This window comes from Streptomyces mayonensis (assembly GCF_018982965.1).
Taxonomy (GTDB): Bacteria; Actinomycetota; Actinomycetes; order Streptomycetales; family Streptomycetaceae; genus Streptomyces; species Streptomyces mayonensis.
On sequence record NZ_JACBYP010000054.1, the window covers coordinates 1 to 17558 of the forward strand.

Annotated in this window: 14 protein-coding genes; 9 read left to right on the top strand and 5 right to left on the bottom strand. The window is 72.8% G+C overall.

Translation table 11 applies throughout. From position 1 onward, the window contains the following. Nucleotides 1-152: 152 nt before the first annotated feature. The gene (locus HZS56_RS20590; protein ID WP_216722212.1) at nucleotides 153-992 is read right to left on the bottom strand and encodes an SGNH/GDSL hydrolase family protein; all 840 of its coding nucleotides are present in this window, start codon (nucleotides 990-992) and stop codon (nucleotides 153-155) included. Between the two features lie 147 nt (nucleotides 993-1139). On the opposite strand from HZS56_RS20590, the gene HZS56_RS20595 reads away from it, so the two are divergent. From HZS56_RS20595 to HZS56_RS20610, 4 genes are all read left to right on the top strand, one after another. Then, nucleotides 1140-1841: a response regulator gene (locus tag HZS56_RS20595; protein WP_216722213.1), complete on the top strand. Its 702-nt coding sequence runs from the start codon at nucleotides 1140-1142 to the stop codon at nucleotides 1839-1841. A 17-nt stretch (nucleotides 1842-1858) separates the two neighbouring features. Next, on the top strand, nucleotides 1859-3376 hold the full coding sequence (locus tag HZS56_RS20600; protein WP_308408111.1) for a sensor histidine kinase: 1518 nt from the start codon (nucleotides 1859-1861) through the stop codon (nucleotides 3374-3376). Beyond that, nucleotides 3373-3936: a hypothetical protein gene (locus HZS56_RS20605; protein ID WP_216722214.1), complete on the top strand. Its 564-nt coding sequence runs from the start codon at nucleotides 3373-3375 to the stop codon at nucleotides 3934-3936. Before HZS56_RS20600 ends, HZS56_RS20605 begins: the two co-directional genes overlap by 4 nt. Before the next feature lie 240 nt (nucleotides 3937-4176). Continuing rightward, nucleotides 4177-6396: an MMPL family transporter gene (locus tag HZS56_RS20610; protein ID WP_216722215.1), complete on the top strand. Its 2220-nt coding sequence runs from the start codon at nucleotides 4177-4179 to the stop codon at nucleotides 6394-6396. 73 nt (nucleotides 6397-6469) lie between these two features. Here the strand turns inward: HZS56_RS20610 and HZS56_RS20615 are convergent, their stop codons facing one another. Next, on the bottom strand, nucleotides 6470-7783 hold the full coding sequence (locus HZS56_RS20615) for an aspartate aminotransferase family protein (protein ID WP_216722216.1): 1314 nt from the start codon (nucleotides 7781-7783) through the stop codon (nucleotides 6470-6472). An 84-nt stretch (nucleotides 7784-7867) separates the two neighbouring features. Between HZS56_RS20615 and HZS56_RS20620 the strand changes: the two genes are divergently transcribed. Further along, nucleotides 7868-8812: a LysR family transcriptional regulator gene (locus HZS56_RS20620; protein WP_216722217.1), complete on the top strand. Its 945-nt coding sequence runs from the start codon at nucleotides 7868-7870 to the stop codon at nucleotides 8810-8812. Between the two features lie 293 nt (nucleotides 8813-9105). On the opposite strand, the gene HZS56_RS20630 is transcribed toward HZS56_RS20620, so the two are convergent. The 3 genes from HZS56_RS20630 to HZS56_RS20640 all read right to left on the bottom strand — a co-directional run bounded on the left by HZS56_RS20630 (nucleotide 9106) and on the right by HZS56_RS20640 (nucleotide 13331). Beyond that, nucleotides 9106-9738, bottom strand: a complete 633-nt coding sequence (locus HZS56_RS20630; RefSeq protein ID WP_216722218.1) for a CBS domain-containing protein — start codon at nucleotides 9736-9738, stop codon at nucleotides 9106-9108. Between the two features lie 95 nt (nucleotides 9739-9833). Continuing rightward, the gene (locus tag HZS56_RS20635; protein WP_216722219.1) at nucleotides 9834-11897 is read right to left on the bottom strand and encodes a SpoIIE family protein phosphatase; all 2064 of its coding nucleotides are present in this window, start codon (nucleotides 11895-11897) and stop codon (nucleotides 9834-9836) included. A 96-nt stretch (nucleotides 11898-11993) separates the two neighbouring features. After that, nucleotides 11994-13331, bottom strand: coding sequence for a family 43 glycosylhydrolase (locus HZS56_RS20640; protein WP_216722220.1), 1338 nt, complete (start codon nucleotides 13329-13331; stop codon nucleotides 11994-11996). A 237-nt stretch (nucleotides 13332-13568) separates the two neighbouring features. Here HZS56_RS20640 and HZS56_RS20645 point away from each other — a divergent pair, with 237 nt between their 5' ends. The 4 genes from HZS56_RS20645 to HZS56_RS20660 are packed head-to-tail and all read left to right on the top strand — an operon-like array spanning nucleotide 13569 to nucleotide 17542. After that, nucleotides 13569-14834 carry an ROK family transcriptional regulator gene (locus tag HZS56_RS20645; protein WP_216722221.1) on the top strand — a complete coding sequence of 422 codons (1266 nt, stop codon included), beginning with the start codon at nucleotides 13569-13571 and terminating at the stop codon, nucleotides 14832-14834. Then, nucleotides 14821-15699, top strand: a complete 879-nt coding sequence (locus tag HZS56_RS20650) for an ABC transporter permease (protein ID WP_216722222.1) — start codon at nucleotides 14821-14823, stop codon at nucleotides 15697-15699. The genes HZS56_RS20645 and HZS56_RS20650 overlap by 14 nt, the downstream gene beginning before the upstream one ends. Then, nucleotides 15696-16520 (top strand): ABC transporter ATP-binding protein, encoded by an 825-nt coding sequence (locus HZS56_RS20655; protein WP_216722223.1) that lies wholly within the window; start codon nucleotides 15696-15698, stop codon nucleotides 16518-16520. Before HZS56_RS20650 ends, HZS56_RS20655 begins: the two co-directional genes overlap by 4 nt. A gap of 20 nt (nucleotides 16521-16540) precedes the next feature. Beyond that, a complete protein-coding gene (locus tag HZS56_RS20660) occupies nucleotides 16541-17542 on the top strand; it encodes an aliphatic sulfonate ABC transporter substrate-binding protein (RefSeq protein WP_216722224.1) in 1002 nt (333 codons plus the stop codon). The last annotated feature ends 16 nt before the right edge of the window (nucleotides 17543-17558 follow it).

Below are 17558 nucleotides of genomic sequence, written 5' to 3' on the forward strand. Positions count from 1 at the left end.
GACGGGCGCCGGCGGGGGCGGCGGGGGTCGGGTCGGGTCGGGGAAGCAGTCGGCGGTGCGTGGACGCGCCTGGCGGGGGGAGGCGGGGTGTCCACGCACCGGCCGAGGGAGGGGGACGGCTCCGTGCGGGAGGCCTCCCCCGCCGGCGGTGGTTACGCGCAGCCGAGCTTGCTGTAGACCTTGTCGCCGGTCCACGCCCCGGTGGCCCACTCGTCGGCGTCCGCCGGCTCGAAGCCGTACTGCTCCTTCAGCCGCTCGCCGAACCAGACGGCGAACGCGGCCGAGCCCTGCTGGCAGGAGTGGATGCCGTCCTTGCTGCGCTGCGCCTTGTCCGCACCGTTGTCGTCGCCCCACAGGGCGGACGCGTCGAGGAAGCCGGTCGTGTCCGGGTGGGCCGCGGCCACCTCCTTCGCGGACTCGGGCGCGGTCTCGATCTCCGCCTTGTGCGGCTTGTAGAAGTCGTCGAGCTTGAAGGGCGGGGCGGACACGAGGAGGAGGTCGGCCCCCGCCTTGTTCACCGTCTCGGCCAGGCGTTCGTAGGCCTTGCGCTGTGTGGCCGGGTTCTCCCAGTCGTAGGTGGTGATCTGGTAGGCGACGACGTCCGGCGTGAAGGACTTCAGGGTCTTCGGGAGGCGGTCCCAGGTGGGGGCCGCCATCTCGCCGACGACACCGCCGCCGCCGGTGGAGGCCATCGACTTGAACTCCACGCCCTTGGCCTTCATGGCCGCACCGAGGGCCGGTGCCTCGGCCTCGCCGATGGAGTCGCCCATCCACAGCAGGCGTTGCGGCTTGTCGCCCTTCTTCCCGCCGGAGGAGTCCTTCGCACTGTCCGAGGTGCCGGCCGCCGAGCTGTCGCCGGCGGATTCCTTCACGCCGCTGCCGGAGTCCTGGCAGCCGGTCAGCGAAAGGGCCACGGCCGCTGCCACGAGGGCGTATCCGGCGACGCGGCGGGCGGGCAGCGACCGCCCGATGGAGTTGATCTCGTTGTTCATGCCTCCAGCACAGGTCACACGCCCCCGGCCCGGGGAGTGCTGTCATCGTTTCATCACATGACGCGGGACCCGGCGTCATAGGCTTCGCGCAGGCTGGCAGAAGACGGCCGCCCGGCCGGCCGAGAAGACGGAGAAGAGCACACCCACATGGCACGAGTCCTGCTCATCGAAGACGACCCCGCCGTGCAGCGAGGCGTCTCGCTCGCGCTGAAACGCCGGGGGCACGAGGTGGCCGTCGCGGGCAGTGGCGAGACCGGCCTGCTGAGCCTGGAGCGCCACCGGCCCGACCTGGTGCTGCTCGACCTGATGCTGCCGAACATGAGCGGTCTGGAGGTGTGCCGGCGCATCCGGGAGAGCAAGCAGATCCCGATCATCATCCTCTCCGCGCGCGGCGACGAGATCGACATGGTCGTGGGCCTGGAGGCGGGCGCCGACGACTACGTCGTCAAACCGGCGGGCGCCGAGCTGCTGGAGGCACGGATCCGGGCGGTCCTGCGCCGGGTCGCGCCCGCCCAGGACGGCCGTACGGAGCAGCCCTCGGCCGCGGGCCCCGAGCGGTACGCGGACCTCACGGTCGACCGCACCACCCTGGTCGTGACCAAGCACGGCACGGAACTCCCGCTGGCGCCCTCCGAACTGAAGCTGCTGCTGTTCCTCACCGCCACCCCCGGCCAGGTGTACTCGCGCCAGCAGCTCCTGGAGCAGGTCTGGGAACACTCCTTCTACGGAGACGTCCGCCTCGTCGACGCCTGCGTGATGCGGCTGCGCGCCCGTATCGAGGACGATCCGCGCAAACCGGTGTACGTGCAGACCGTGCGCGGCTTCGGCTACCGCTTCGGTCCGCTGTGAGGGGGCTGCGGCCGCGCGTGCCCCGCGGGCTGCGCGTACGGCTCGTCGTCGCCTTCCTCCTGGCCGCCGCGTTCGGCGCCCTGCTCACCGCCGGCTTCACCTTCGACCGGGCCCGCGGGGCCATCCTCGACCGCGCGGAGGAGACGGCCGTCGCCGATCTGCGCATCCAGCTGGACTCCCTCGCCCCCGACCTGAGCTTCCCGCCGGACGCCGAGGACCTGCGCGGGCTCACCCGGCAGATCGACCAGGCCGGCGGGGCCCGCGGCTGGCACTCCGCCGCCTCCTACCGGGGCGGCGAACCGGTCTCCGCCTCCACCGGCACACCTCCCGTCCCCGACGAACTGCGCGAGACCGTCCAGGACACCGGACGCGCCGTCCATCAGCGGATCGAACACGACGGCCGCCCCTGGCTGGCCCTCGGCATGCCCGTCGCCTACGCCGACGAGTCCGCGGGCAAGGACGACAAGTCCGCAGATTCCGCAGACAAGGCCAAGGCCACGGCCAAGGGCAACGACTCCGGCTCGCTCACCGGGCTGACCGTGTACGCGTCCTTCCCGCTCGACGACGACGACGCCGACATCGACGCCCTGGTCACCGCCGCCCAGGCCGGTGCCGTCCCCGCGCTCGCCCTGGCCCTCGTCCCCGCCCTCTTCGCGGCGCGCAGCGTCCTGCGCCCCGTACGCCGGCTGCGCCTCGGCGCCGAACGCATCGCCGCCGGGGAGCTGGACACGCGGCTGGCGGCCCAGGGCCACGACGAACTCGCCGAGCTGACCCGTTCCTTCAACACCATGGCCGAGACCCTGGAGCGCGACGCCGCCGAGCTGCGCCGGCTCGAGTCGGGCGCCCGTCGCTTCGCCGCCGACGTCGCCCACGAACTGCGCACACCCCTCGCGGCCATGGCCGCGGTCACCGAGGTCCTCGACGAGGACGCCGCCTCCGGTGTGCTGCCCGTCGACACGGAGGACGCCGTCCGGCTGATCAGTGAGGAGGTCCGCACCCTGGCCCGGATGGTGGAGGACCTGATGGAGGTCTCCCGGTTTGACGCCAAGGCCGCCCCCGTCCACCGGGAGGACGTCGATCTGCGCACCCTCGTGGTCAAAACCCTCCAACTGCGCGGCTGGGCCCACGACGAGCGGGTCCGGGCCGTCCTGCCCGAACGGGCGCCCGTGCGCGTCGACCCCCGCCGGATCGATGTCGTCCTCGGCAACCTCGTCGCCAACGCGCTGCACCACGGACGCCCGCCGGTGACCGTCGCGGTCCGCGCGCACCACGACCGGGCCGAGGTCACCGTCAGCGACCGGGGGCCCGGCATCCCCGACGACGCGCTCCCGTACGTCTTCGAACGCTTCTACAAGGCCGACGCGGCCCGCCCCCGTTCCGGCGGCAGCGGCCTCGGCCTGGCCATCGCCCACGAGAACGCCACCCTGCACGGCGGCACCCTCACCGCGGCCAACCACCCCGCCGGCGGTGCCGTCTTCACCCTCACCCTGCCGCTCGTCCGGCCGCCGGCCGCCTCCTCCCCGGGAACGACATGACCCGCCGCCCGGCGCCCCGCCCGAAGCGCGCCGCCCCCGCCGTGACCGCGCTGGTCGCCGCCGTCGCCACCGGCTGCGGCATCGACACCACGGGCGCCGTGCAGGCCGGCGCACCCGCGTCCGGCGTCCAGCGGCCCGGCGCCGAGGCCACCACCGTGCGCCTGTACTTCGCCGGCCCGTACGGCACCCGCCCCGTCACCCGGCGCACGGACGGTCCCCTCGCCCCCCAGCAGGCGCTCGAACTCCTCCTCGGCGGACCCAACGAGGCGGAGCGCGAGCGCGGTCTGAAGACCCAGGTGGCGCCCGTCGCGGGCGGCCGGATCACCGCCACCACGAGTGACGGCAGCGTCGACATCGTGGTCCCCTTCCAGGTCAGCACCGGCGAACTCGACGTGACCGCGGTCAGCCAGCTCGTCTGCACCGCCGCCTACGCCGACGTCCCGGGCGACCTGCCCGCCTCGGAGGTCGACGTGCGGATCCACGAGGGCGGGCAACGCTCCGACCGGCCCTGGACCCTGCGCTGCGGTGCCGGGGGGAACGCGACGCCCGTCACCGACTGAGCGAGGTCGGCTGCCCGCGGCAACGGAATGCGGAGTACACCCATCTTTGTCGGCTCCACCCGGGGGAGCGGTGCGCCGGAACGCCCTACACCCTTCGCAGTACGCCAGTCCAGACCCAGGGTCTGATCAATCGTCCCCGATCCCGGGCGAGCATGGATGTGTACCCCGGTGAGCGACTCCGCCTTCCCCCCATGTGCCGGGTCTTCGTCCTGCCCGTAACCCGACGGATTGGTCCAAAAGGTGGCTACGTTCCTCTATCGACTCGGCCGGCGGGCGTTCCGGCGCCGCGGGCTCGTCGCCCTGCTGTGGATCGCCATACTCGTGGGCGCCGGCGTCGCCTCGTCCGCCGCGCCCGCCCCTCCGGAAGACTCCTTCTCCATGCCCGGCACGGAGTCGCAGAAGGCCTTCGACCTGCTCGACGAGAAGTTCCCGGCCGCCAGTGCGGAGGGCGCGACGGCCCGCGTCGTGATCCGCGCCCCCGAGGGTGCCAAGATCTCCGACGCGGACGGCAGGGCCCAGGTCGGGGAACTGGTCGCCGGCCTGAAGGCCGGACCGCAGGTCGCCTCGGTGGACGACCCGTTCGAGGCGGACGCCGTCAGCGCGGACGGCACCACGGCCTACGCCTCCGTGACCTACAAGGTCAACGCGATGGAGCTGACCGACCAGGCCCGCGACTCGCTCACCGCCGCCACCGACGAGGCCCGCGCGGGCGGGTTCACCGTGGAGACCGGTGGCGACGCGGTCGTGGCCGAGCAGGAGATGGGCGGCACCGCCGAGCTGATCGGCATCGGAGTGGCAGCCGTCGTCCTGCTGCTGACCTTCGGCTCGCTCGTCGCCGCCGGGATGCCGTTGCTCTCGGCGATCATCGGGGTCGGTATCGGCATCTCCGCCATCGGCGCGCTCGGCAGCACGCTGGAGCTGTCCGCCACGACCTCCACCCTCGCCATGATGATCGGCCTCGCCGTCGCCATCGACTACGCCCTGTTCATCGTCTCCCGCTACCGCGCGGAGATAGCCGACGGCCGCGCCCCCGAGGAGGCCGCCGGACGCGCGGTCGGCACCGCGGGCTCCGCCGTCGTCTTCGCCGGACTCACCGTCGTCGTGGCCCTCGCCGGTCTCGCGGTCGTCAACATCCCCATCCTCACCAAGATGGGCCTGGCCGCCGCCGGCACGGTCGGCATCGCCGTGCTGATCGCCCTCACCCTCACCCCGGCCCTGCTCGGCTTCGCCGGCAAGAAGGCGCTCAGCCGCAAGGACCGCAAGGCACCCGCCGCGGCCCGGGCCGCCTCCGCCGCGCCGAGGCTCGGCACCCGCTGGGCCCGCTTCGTGCTGCGCCGTCCCGTGACCGTGCTGCTGACCGCGGTGCTCGGTCTCGGCGTGATCGCCGTGCCGGCCGCCGGAATGGAGCTGGGCCTGCCCGACGAGGGCAGCTCCGCCCCGGACACCACGCAGCGCAAGGCGTACGACATGCTGTCCGACTCCTTCGGCGCCGGGTTCAACGGCCCGCTGATGGTCACCGTCGACGCCCGGGACGCCGGCGACCCGAAGGCCGCGGCCGACGCTGTCGGCAAGGAGATCACCGGGCTGGGCGGGGCCGCGGCCGTCACCCCGGCCACCTTCAACGAGGAGGGCGACACCGCCGTCCTCACCGTCGTCCCGAAGACCGGCCCGAGCGACGCCACCACCGAGTCGCTGGTGCACGACATCCGTTCGCTGTCCGCCGGCATCGAGACCGACACCGGCGCCACCATGCTGGTCACCGGCGCCACCGCGATGACGATCGACTTCTCGCAGACCCTGGACGACGCGCTCGTCCCGTACCTGGCGCTGGTCGTCGGACTCGCCTTCCTGCTCCTGATGCTGGTCTTCCGCTCGGTCCTCGTCCCGCTGAAGGCGGCGCTCGGCTTCCTGCTCTCGGTGGCCGCGGCGCTCGGCGCGGTGGTCGCGGTCTTCCAGTGGGGCTGGCTCGCCGACGTCTTCGGCGTGGACCAGCCGGGCCCGATCATGTCGATGATGCCCATCTTCATGATCGGCGTGGTCTTCGGCCTCGCCATGGACTACGAGGTCTTCCTCGTCACCCGCATGCGGGAGGCCTACGTCCACGGGCAGTCCGCCGCCGAGTCCGTCACCACGGGCTTCACCCACGGCGGCCGGGTCGTCGCCGCGGCCGCGATCATCATGATCAGTGTCTTCTCCGGCTTCATCCTCGAGAACGACGCGATGATCAAGATGATGGGCTTCGGCCTCGCGATCGCCGTCCTCTTCGACGCGTTCGTGGTCCGCATGGCCATCGTCCCGGCGGTGCTCGCCCTGCTGGGCACCAAGGCCTGGTGGCTGCCGAAGTGGCTGGACCGCCTGCTGCCCAACGTCGACGTAGAGGGCGAGAAGCTGCACCGGGAGCTGGGCGACACCGCCCCGCCCGAGCAGCCCGCGCGCGAGCCGGAGACGGCCGGCGTCTGACCCCCGCGCACGGGGCTCGTGCGGCGCGGACGGCCCCGGTGACCTGGACGCCCAGGTCACCGGGGCCGCCGTCTCACAACCCCCGCGTGGCCCCGGTGAGCGCCTCGTCGAGGACGGCGACGCCCCGGGCGATCTCGTCGTCGCCCGCCGTCAGCGGCGGCGCGATGCGGAAGATGCCGCCCATGCCCGGCAACTGCACGATGTTCATGTGCAGTCCGAGCTCGAAGCAGCGCCGGGTGACCTCGGCACCCAGCCGGTCGGCACCGCCCTCGCCCAGCACCCCGTCGCCGGCCAGTTCCACGCCGAGCAGCAGTCCGCGCCCCCGCACGTCGGCGACCACCTCGTGGCGGGCGGCCAGGCCGTCGAGCCCGCGGCGCAGGCTCGCGCCGAGTTCCCGGGCGCGCTCGTCCAGCCGGTCGCGGACCAGGACGTCGAGGACGGTGTTGCCCACGGCCGCGGGCAGCGGATCGTTGACATGGGTGGTGAAGAACAGGAACCCGCGCTCGTGCGCCCGCTGTTCGATCTCCGGTGAGGTGAGCACGGCCGCCAGCGGCAGGCCCGCACCGAGCGTCTTGGACAGCGTCAGGATGTCCGGTACGACGCCGTCGTGCTGGAACGCGTACCAGTCGCCGGTGCGGCACAGCCCGGTCTGCGCCTCGTCGAGGATCAGCAGCATGCCGCGCTCCCGGCACTTGGCGGCCAGTGCGGCGAGGTAGCCCGGCGGCAGCTCGACCACGCCGCCCGAGGACAGGATCGGCTCGACCAGACAGGCGGCCAGGCTGCCGACCGACTGGGCGTCGATCATCTCGAAGCCCAGGTCGAGCTGGCGGCGCCAGTCCAGCTCGCCGTCCGGTCCGACGACCGAGGGGCGGTGGCGGTCCGGCACCGGCAGCGCGAAGTTGCCCGGCGCGGCGGGGCCGTAGCCCTTGCGCCCGGCGCTGTAGGTGGCGTTCGCCGCCGCCTGGGTCATGCCGTGCCAGGAACGGGCGAACGAGACGACCTCGTGGCGGCCGGTGACGAGCTTCGCCATCCGTACCGCGGCCTCGTTCGCCTCCGCCCCCGTCGTCAGCAGCAGCCCCTTCTCCAGCGGCGCGGGAAGGGTGCCCGCGAGCCGCCGGACCAGTTCGAGCACGGGCCGGCTGAGCATGCCGCTGTGCAGGTGGTCGAGGTGCGCGATCTGCTCACGCACCGTGGAGACGATCGCCGGGTGGGAGTGGCCGAGGATGGCACTCATCTGGCCGGAGGTGAAGTCGAGCAGCTCGCGTCCGCCCTCGGTGAAGACCGAGGTGCCCGCGGCGCGGACGACGACCTCGGGCGAGAACGGTGCGTGGCCGGAGTAGCGGATCAGGTGGCGGCCCGGATCGGCGCCGGGCGTCTCGGAAGGCATGCGACCGACGGTAGGGACGGACTGCTGCACGCGTCCATCGCACACATCCGACGAGGCTGTGCGCCACAGCCGTACAATCCCCGGGTGCTCAACTCGCAACGGCTGCACCTGATCGGCCTGCTGGACACGCTCGGCACCGTCCGCGCGGTCGCCGACACGCTGCACCTGAGCGCGTCGACGGTCTCCCAGCAGCTGGCGGTGCTCGAGACGGAGACCCGGTGCCGGCTGATCGAGCGGACCGGACGCCGGGTGCGGCTGACCCCGGCCGGGCTGCTGCTGGCCCGGCGGGGCCGGGAGATCCTGGACCGGATGGCCGACACCGAGGCCGAACTCCGCGCGCTGAACGACGAACCCATCGGCACCGTCCGGCTCGGGGTGTTCCAGAGCGCGATCTTCAGCCTCGCGGTCCCGGCGGCGGCCCGCCTGGCCACCACCCACCCGCACCTGCACGTCGAACTGGCCGAGATGGAGCCGCACGAGAGCGGCCCCGCCCTGCGGTCGGGCGAGGCGGACGTCATCGTCACCACCACCGACTACGCCGGCCTCTCCTGGGGGACGGACCTGGAGATCATGTCGCTGGGCAGCGACTCCGTCGTCCTCGTGCTCCCGCCCGGCCACCCCCTCGCCTCCCGCGGCGCGGTGAACCTCGCGGCGTGCAAGGACGAGTCCTGGGCGTGCGACCGGCCGCAGTCGTACATGGCGGACCTGACCGTACGGCTGTGCCGCGAGTCGGGCTTCGAACCCAGGGTCGCCTGCCGGTTCGGCAACTACCTGATGCTGCTGCGGCACGTCGAGACCGCGGGGTCGGTCGCCCTGCTGCCGGCCCTGGCGGTCACGGCCGACCACGCCGTCGTCACCCGCCGGCTCAGTCCGGCGGTGCACCGCAACGTCGCCGTCGTGGTCCGCCGCGGCGCCCCGCAGCGCGCGGCGGTCGGCGCGGTCATCGCCGCACTCCGCGACCACCCGGAGATCCCCGCCCTCACGGCCCCGGCCGCCCCCGCCCGCGAGCCCGCGGACGACACCCCGTAGACCGCGCTCCCGGGTCGGATCTGCTCAGCGCGCGGGGATCCGCCGGTGGATGTCCTCGACCGTCATCCGCACCGAGGAGCGGAAGACGTCGGCCCGGTGGTCCTCGAGGAACGAGGTGTGACCGAACACCTCCAGCACGACGAGGCCGTGGATGTGGCCCTACGCACTCACGAAGGGGGAGAGCGCGGCGGGCGGCAGGCTGCCCTCGGCGTTCAGCGGGAGCCGCGCCAGACGTTCGCGGAAGGGGGCGGAGAACGGGCCGGACGCACGCCCGGCCCGGACCGCGCGGCCGCTCAGGCCGGCCGGAACTCCACGGCGACGACGCCGTCCACGCTCCTGCAGTGCTCCTCCAGGAGGGGCGCGGGCACATGGCCCGGAAGCCGGCCGCTGAGCACCACATGTCCGTGCTCCACGTCCACCTGCACCGAGGACGGGGCCAGCCCCAGCGCCTTGACCAGGGCCTCCTCGATGATCTCGGTGCGGATCGCCCGGTCCGTGCGCAGGAAGACCCGCAGCAGGTCGCTGCGGCTGACCACCCCGGTCAGCCGTCCCTCCTCGTCGGTGACCAGGAGCCGCTTGATGCGGTGCCGCGCCATCACCCGGGCCGCGTCCACGACGCTCCAGCCCTCCCGGGCGCAGACCGCCGGCGAGGTCATCAGCCCGGCCGCGTCCGTGGCGGACGCCTTGGCCCCGGCGGACCGGGACCACTCGGCGTACTCGGCGGAGCCGTCGGGCTCCCCGCCCCACATCTTCTGCAGCAGGTCCGCCTCGGACACCACCCCCACGGGACGGTCCGCCTCGTCGACGACCGGCACCGCCGTGATGTCGTACTCCAGCAACAGGTGGGCGATCTCCTTGAACGGTGTGCCCCGCTGCACGCGGACCACGGCGTCGCTCATCAGATCGCTCACCCTCTGGTGTCTCATGAAGGGTCTTCTCCTCCGCTGCCGGCCTGTCAGGTCCGGCTTCCCGTGCTTCTCACCAGTACAAACGATCCGTCACCCGGCAGAGTGCCTGCCGGTCACCCGCGGGGCCCCAGCAACAGCAGAGCGATGTCGTCGCCCGGGGTGGGCGCGTGCCGGACGAGCAGGTCGGCCATGCCGTCCAGGTCGGCGGGGTCACCGTGCTCGATGAGCCCGCCGAGGGCGGCGATCGCGTCGTCGAGGTCGACGCCGGGCGCCTCCACCAGCCCGTCGGTGTAGAGCGCGAGCACACTGCCGGCGGGGAAGGGGAACTCCACCGCGGGGCAGCGGGTGTCCGGTGCGATGCCGAGCAGCAGACCGGGCGGCACCCGCAGCTGCTCGACGCGCCCGTCGGCGTGGCGCACCAGGGGCGGCGGGTGGCCGGCGAGGGCCACGCAGGCCCGGTGCGCGGCGAGGTCCAGGTGCACGTAGGCGCAGCTGGCGAACAGCCCGGGGTCCAGGTCGGTGAGCAGGCGGTTGGCGCCGGCCAGGACCTCGTCGGGCGGTGCGCCCACGGTGGCGTGCGCGTGCACGGCGGTGCGGACCTGCCCCATGAGGGCGGCGGCGTCCACGTTGTGCCCCTGGACGTCGCCGATGGCCGCGCCGGCCGTGTGCTCGTCGAGGCGGATGAGGTCGTAGAAGTCGCCGCCGACGCCCAGGCCGCGCGCGGCCGGGAGGTAGCGGGCGGCGACGTTCAGCCGGGGCAGGCGGGGGAGGGTGTGCGGCAGCAGGGCGGACTGGAGCCGGTGGGCGAGGTGGTGCTTGGCGTCGTAGAGCCGGGCCCGGTCCAGCGCCTGTCCGACCAGTCCGGCCAGGGAGGTGAGGGCGGCGCGCTCGCCGGGCGGGAAGAGGTGCGGACGGGCGTAGGCGAGCAGGAGCGAACCGACGGGGCGGCCCGAGGCGATCAGCGGCAGCACGGCCCACGCGGCCATCCCGTCCTCGTGCACGGTGGCCGGGTAGGCGGCGTGGAGTTCGGCGAACGTCGTCCAGAAACCCGGCACCCCGGTGGCCATCACGTCGGCGGCCGGGATGTCCGGGGTCAGCGGTGCCGCGTCGTAGTGCTCCAGGACGCCGGCGCCGTAGCCGCGGTGGCCGATGATCCTCAGGCGGCCGTCCTCCGGCGCCATCACCACCATGGCCTGCGCGCCCAGGGCCGGCAGCAACTGGTCGGCGGTCTGCTCGACCACCTCGTCCACACCCACGGCCTCGGTCAGGGTGGAGGCCAGGTGCATCAGGTGGTAGAGGACGGTGGCGCGGCTGGGCACGGAGCCCGCCGCCGACCCCTCGGGGAGCCGGTCAGGGGCGGGCGTGCCGCGCGTGATGCGGACGCTGAGCCCTGTTGCGTCCGGGTACAGCGCGAAGGACAGCCACGTCTCCGGCGGGCGCAGCACGGTGAAGGTCTGCGGCCGGCGGCTGACCAGTGCGGCCCGGTAGCGGTCCTCGACGTGCGGGACGTCCATCCAGGGCAGGGCCTCCCACGGCAGGGCGCCCACGAGCGCGGCCCGGTCGGCACCGAGCAGTCCGGCGGCCCCCGGCGTGACGAAGGTGATGCGTCCCTCCAGGTCCAGCGCGCAGGACCCGCCCGGCAGCCGCTCCACGAAGGCGGAGAGCGCGGTGGCCTCGGTGGGGGAGGGCATACGGGGCTCCGGGGGCGGCAGGGTACGGGGCCGGTCGGCCGGCCGCAGCGGGTCGCCGCGGTCGGCCGACCGCCGCAGGCACTCGGCCAGGCGACGGCAGCCGGTGCCGATGACCTCGCGCTCACCGGGGCCCAGTTCCGGCGGGCGGTCCCCGGGCCACAGCAGGACGAGCGCGCCGCGGACCGTGGTGCCCGAGACGACCGGGGCGGCCGCCAGCGCGAACTCGTACGGCAGGACGAGAGCCACCCGCGGGTACTGGCGGGCCATCTCCTCGCGGCCGCCGCACCACACCAGGCGCCCCTCGCGGACCGCGTCCGCCACCGGCATCGGGGCATCGCGACCGACGCGCCGCCACGGTGCGGCCATCTCCTGGGGCACCCCCGCCACCAGGACCTGCCACAGCGCGTCGTCGCCCGGCGGCAGCGCGTACAGGATCCCTCCGAACGCACCGCTCGCCCGCACCACCGCGGCCATCGCGGATTCCATCAGCCGCACCGAACGTCGCGCATACCTGGACATTACGCCCGTACCGCCTCCGACGTCATGTGAGGCGGTACGAGGTGACGGAGGAGCGGGGAGCGGTCAGCGGTCCCGCCCGCCCGGTCTGCGCTGCACGTAGAGACGGCTGTCCTTCGGGCCCGTCCACTCCAGCCGCACGACCCCGGGCACGGCGGCGTCGGCGACGCGGGACGGGTCGGCCCAGTACCCGAAGTTGGGGTTGCGGAAGAACGTCGCCCACAGGTCGCCGGAGCGGTCGACGAAGAAGTTGTTGTGACCGGCGCCGACCCCCGCCGTCCACCGCTCGGAGTACGGCCCCTCGAAGTGGTCCGAGACGGCGACGACCGCGTCGTACTGGTACTGCACGCGGCCCGTGCCGGGCGGGTCGTAGGCGTGCCGGGTGCTGCCGTACGCGTCGAGCGACGTGCGGTCCCACGCGGCGTGGACCAGGTAGTACTTGCCCCGGTACTTGAAGACGTAGGCGCCTTCCAGATACGGCTCGGGGGAGTACGGCGTCTGCCGGAACCTCGGCAGGTCCGTCGTCGGGACGATGTCCTCCATGTCGTCCCGGAACCTGGCGTACAGGTCGTTGTGGAGCACGAGCCAGGCGTCGTCGCCCTCGGAGTACAGGCTGCCGTCGATGTGGTGGTAGGCGCCGGGTTCGATGAAGGCCGGGCCGCCGATGAAGGAGTCCCCGAAGGGCTTCTCCAGGTTCCCCTCGACCAGCCGGTAGGGGCCCTCGGCACCGCCCTCGCTGACCAGCATGAACGAGCCGACCTTCCGGGAGTGGTCGCCCATGCAGGCGACGAGGTACCACTTGCCGCGGAAATAGTGCAGCTCCGGTGCCCACGCCTGGCCGCGCTTGCCGAACTCCTCGTCGTGCCAGTACTCCTGCCAGGGCGCCACGACCGTGCGGCCGGGCCGGTTCTCGCCGGTGAACTCCGGCGACCACACCTTGCCCTTCTCGGCGTCCGGCCGGATGCCGGTGGTGTCGGCCAGCCGCCACGGGCCCTTCAGGGACGGGGCCAGCCACACGAAGATGCCGTCGTTCCACGGCGCGGCGGCCTCCAGGCCCGGGACCCGGGTCGTGCCCGTGGCCACGTAGACCGTACGGCCCTGCACGGTGAAGCAGTTGACGTAGGTGTCCCGCATCCAGACCGTGCCGCGCTCCTCGTCCCGGGGACGCAGCTCCAGCGGGAGCACGAACGAGTTGTCCTCGCGCGGCCACAGGTCCGGCCGGACGTCCGCGACGCCGTACGGCTCCGGGTCGGGCCAGTTGGCCGGGTGCCGCCCCGACGACGCGCCCCGCTCCGTCGCGGGGGACGCCTGGGCGGCGCCGGCGGGCAGGGCGAAGGCCGCCCCGAGACCGGCGGCGCCGGCCAGCAGGGATCGTCGGTGCGGTCCGTTCACGGCATGGGTCATCGGTCGCGTTCTCCTTCGTCGTCCCCGTCCGGGAACCGAGGGGCGGCGCACGAGCCGCCGCGACGGGGGCATGGCGCACAGCATGCGAACGCCCGCTCATTTACGTCAACAGGGCGGACGAATAATCCATGACCTGGAAGAACCACAGGATGGGGCCCACCAGGCATTGTGAACGCTTCATTTCGTCTTTCTGCCGGAGTGTTGACGGAATAATCGGGCCTCCCTACGTTGACCGGCATGCAGATGCCCAGCGGAGTGCACGCACTGGTCCGGCGGACCCACGAAGAGCGAGTGATGCGTGCGCTGCAGGAGAACGGCGCCATGAGCCGCGGCGAGATCGCGAGGGTCGTGGGCCTGTCCCGCACGACCCTGTCCGAGATCACCGGCAACCTCCTGCAGCGGGGTGCCATCGTCGTCGTCGACACCGACGCGAACCGGCGCGAGGGCAGCGGGCGGCCCGCCGAGCGGCTGGCGCTCGACCCGGCGTCGGCGCAGTTCATGGGCGTCGACTTCGGACACCGGCGCGTGCACGTCGTCGTCGCCGACGCCGCCCACGAGATCATGGTCTCCGGCTCCGTCCGGTACGAGGACACCGCGACCTGGCGGACCCGCACCGAACTGGCCCTGGGCCTGGTCGACCGGCTGAGCGGCGAGGCCGGGGTCCACTACGGGGCGCTGCAGGGCATCGGCATCGGCGTGCCCGGCCCCTACCCCGCGCCGGACGGGGCCGCCTGGCCGCGCTCCACCACCGCGGCCACGGTGCTGCGCCCGGCGCCCGAGGGCGTCGACGTGGCCTTCGCCGAACGCTTCGACGCGCCCGTGATCGTCGACAACAACACCCGCCTGGCCGCCCTCGCCGAGGCGATCAGCGGCGCCGACAGCGTCGCCGACCTCGTCTACGTACGCCTGTCCGACGGCGTCGGCGGCGGACTCGTCGTCGGCGGCCAGCTGGTGACCGGCTCGACCGGACTCGCCGGCGAGCTGGGGCACGTCACCGTCGAACCCGCCGGCCGTCCCTGTCGCTGCGGCAAACGGGGCTGTCTGGAGACCGTGGCCTCGGTGCCCGGCATCCTCGCCGCCTGCTGGGAGTTCGGCCTGCAACTGGAGAACCTCGACGACCTCGCGGCCGCCGTGCGCCGCGCCCACCCCGTCGTGGACCGGGTGCTCCGGGAGGCCGCCGGGGCGCTGGGCCGTGTCGTCGGCGCCGCCACCATGATGCTGAACCCGGCGAAGGTGGTCGTGGGCGGCGAGATCACCCGCCTGGCGCCCGTGATCGTCGAACAGGTCGCCGCCACCCTCGCCGCCGAGATCTTCCCGACCGCGTCGGCGGGGCCCGCGGTCGCGGCGGCCCGGCTCTCCGACGACGACGGCGCCCTCGGCGCCCTCGCCGCGGTCTTCCACAGCTCTCCCCTCCTGGCGAGGTATCCCGAAACCGCCGACGTGAAGGGCCGTTCCGATGCACCCGACTCCGCCTCCGAAGGAGCCGCCCATGTCCGTTCTTGACAAGCGGGGCGCCGGCCCGGGTCACCCGCCGCCCGAACAGCAGCCCGAGGCTCCGTCCGGTGCCCCGTCCGACGCCGGCCCGGGCGCCGCGAAGACGGCACGGACGCGCGAACGCTCCGGCCGACGCGGGCTGACCCTCGCCCTCAACGCCCTGTCCGTCGCCCTCGGCATCGCCGTCTGGTGGCTCCTGGCGTCCGCCGGCTTCAAGCTGCCGACCCCGCCGGAGGTCGTCTCCCGGGCCCGGACCCTGATCGGCGACGGCACGCTCGGCGCGGACGCCCTGGCCAGCCTGACCCGGGTCCTGACCGGCTTCGCCCTCGGTACGGCCGTCGCGATCCCGGTGGGATTCCTGATGGGCTGGTACGGCATCGTGCGCGGACTGATCGAACCCTGGATCCAGTTCTTCCGCACCATCCCGCCGCTGGCGATCATCCCGCTGGCTGTGGTCGCCATGGGCATCGACGAGACGCCGAAGATCTTCGTCATCTTCCTCGCCGCGTTCCTGGCCTGCGTGATCTCGACCTTCCAGGGCGTGGTGAGCGTCGACCGCACCCTTGTCAACGCCGCCCGGGTGCTGGGCGCCAAGGACCTCACCATCTTCGCCCGCGTCGTCGTGCCGGCCTCCACGCCCTTCATCCTCGTCGGCATGCGGGTCGGCCTCGGCTCCGCCTGGGCGACCCTGGTCGCCGCGGAGCTGATCGCCGCCCAGGAGGGCCTCGGCTACCGCATGCAGAACGCCCAGCTCTACTACGACCTGCCGACCATCTTCGTCGGCCTCATCTCGATCGGAGTCCTCGGTCTCCTCATGGACCGGATCCTCCTCCTCGCCGAACGCCGGCTCACCCGATGGCAGGAACGCCGATGACCAGCAAACCCGCCAAGACAGCCAAGATCTCCGTCCAGGGCGTCACCAAGACCTTCGCGCTGGGCCGGGAGACCTTCACCGCCCTCGACGACGTCTCGATCGACATCGCGGACCACGAGTTCGTCACCGTCGTCGGCCCCTCCGGCTGCGGCAAGAGCACCCTGATGAACATCCTCGCCGGACTCGAGACCCCCACCTCCGGCCGCGCCCTGGTGGACGGCGCCCCCGTCTCCGGCCCCGGGCCCGAACGCGGCGTCATCTTCCAGCAGTACGCCCTCTTCCCCTGGCTCACCGTGCGCCAGAACGTCGAGTTCGGACTGCGCACCACGGGCGTGCCCAAGCACGAACGCCGCGCCCGCGCCGAGCACTTCATCGAGCTCGTCGGCCTGGAGGCCTTCGCCGACGCCCTGCCCAAGACGCTGTCCGGAGGCATGCGCCAGCGCTGCGCCATCGCCCGCGCCTACGCCGTCGACCCCTCGATCCTGCTGATGGACGAACCCTTCGGCGCCCTCGACGCGCTGACCCGGGTCAAGCTCCAGGAGCAGCTGCTGAAGACCTGGAGCCAGGACAAGCGCACGGTGCTGTTCATCACCCACGACGTCGACGAGGCCGTGTTCCTGGCCAACCGGGTGGTGGTGATGGCCGCCCGCCCCGGACGCGTCTACGACGTCATCGAGGTCGACCCCGCCATCGAGCGCGACGAGGCCTTCCGGCTCAGCCCCGAGTTCGCCGCCCTGCGCAACCGGGTCTGGCACTCCGTCTACCACCAGGAAGGCCGCACCGCCGCCCTTTCCGGTTCCCGCTCCTCCACCCCGTCATGACCCGGAAGGGACGCACCACCATGTCCAGCACCCCCACCCGCAGGCGCCTGACCGCCACCCTGGCCGGCGTGGCCGCGATGGCACTGCTCGCCGCCTGCGGCGACGGATCGTCCTCCGGCTCCTCCGGGGACAAGGTCCGCTTCGGCTACATCAACGACTTCAACGGCGCCAGCCTGATCGCGATCGCCGAGGCCAAGGGCCTGTGGAAGAAGCACGGGCTGACGGCGGAGAGCAAGGTCTTCACCAACGGACCGCTGCAGATCCAGGCCCTGGGCACGGACAACCTCGACTTCGGCTACATAGGCCCCGGCGCCATGTGGCTCCCCGCCTCCGGCCAGGCCAAGGTCGTCGCCGTCAACACGCTCGGCAACTCCGACCGCGTCCTCGCCCAGCCCGGCATCACCTCCATGCAGCAGCTCAAGGGCAAGACCGTGGCCGTGCCCGAGGGCACCTCCGGCGACATGATCCTGAGCCTCGCCCTGGAGAAGGCCGGGATGACCAAGGACGACCTGAAGGTGGTCCCGATGGACCCGTCCACCATCGTCTCCGCCTTCTCCTCCCAGCAGGTCGACGCAGCGGGCTTCTGGTACCCGGCCGCGGCGACCATCAAGAAGCAGGTGCCCGACCTGGTAGAGCTCGCCAAGAACGCCGACTTCGAGAAGGACGTCTCCTTCCCCACCGCCTTCGTCGCGGGCAACAAGGTGGTGAAGGACCAGCCGGAGAAGACCAAGAAGGTCCTCGCCGTACTCCGCGAGGCCATGGCCTTCCGCTCCGAGCACACCGACGAGGCGATCGAGATCACCGCCGGCAAGCTGAAGATCCCCGTCGACCAGGTCGAGGCCGACGCCGCGAACAACAAGGTGCTCAGCGTCGGGGAACTCGACAAGCTGACCGAGGACGGCACCGTCGTCAAGTGGCTCCAGGGCATGAACGAGTACTTCGAGGGGACCGGCAAGCTGGAGAAGCCCGTCGACCCGAAGACCTACTACACCGGCGACCTCTTCACGGGAGCGGGCAAGTGAGCGCGGCCGGGGCCGG

Coding starts and splice junctions, on each gene's coding strand:
- HZS56_RS20635 (WP_216722219.1), bottom strand. CDS start 11,897: ATGGAATCCGCGATGGCCGCGGTGGTGCGGGCGAGCGGTGCGTTCGGA.
- HZS56_RS20650 (WP_216722222.1), top strand. CDS start 14,821: ATGTCCGTTCTTGACAAGCGGGGCGCCGGCCCGGGTCACCCGCCGCCC.
- HZS56_RS20655 (WP_216722223.1), top strand. CDS start 15,696: ATGACCAGCAAACCCGCCAAGACAGCCAAGATCTCCGTCCAGGGCGTC.
- HZS56_RS20595 (WP_216722213.1), top strand. CDS start 1,140: ATGGCACGAGTCCTGCTCATCGAAGACGACCCCGCCGTGCAGCGAGGC.
- HZS56_RS20645 (WP_216722221.1), top strand. CDS start 13,569: ATGCAGATGCCCAGCGGAGTGCACGCACTGGTCCGGCGGACCCACGAA.
- HZS56_RS20615 (WP_216722216.1), bottom strand. CDS start 7,783: ATGCCTTCCGAGACGCCCGGCGCCGATCCGGGCCGCCACCTGATCCGC.
- HZS56_RS20660 (WP_216722224.1), top strand. CDS start 16,541: ATGTCCAGCACCCCCACCCGCAGGCGCCTGACCGCCACCCTGGCCGGC.
- HZS56_RS20640 (WP_216722220.1), bottom strand. CDS start 13,331: ATGACCCATGCCGTGAACGGACCGCACCGACGATCCCTGCTGGCCGGC.
- HZS56_RS20590 (WP_216722212.1), bottom strand. CDS start 992: ATGAACAACGAGATCAACTCCATCGGGCGGTCGCTGCCCGCCCGCCGC.
- HZS56_RS20605 (WP_216722214.1), top strand. CDS start 3,373: ATGACCCGCCGCCCGGCGCCCCGCCCGAAGCGCGCCGCCCCCGCCGTG.
- HZS56_RS20630 (WP_216722218.1), bottom strand. CDS start 9,738: ATGAGACACCAGAGGGTGAGCGATCTGATGAGCGACGCCGTGGTCCGC.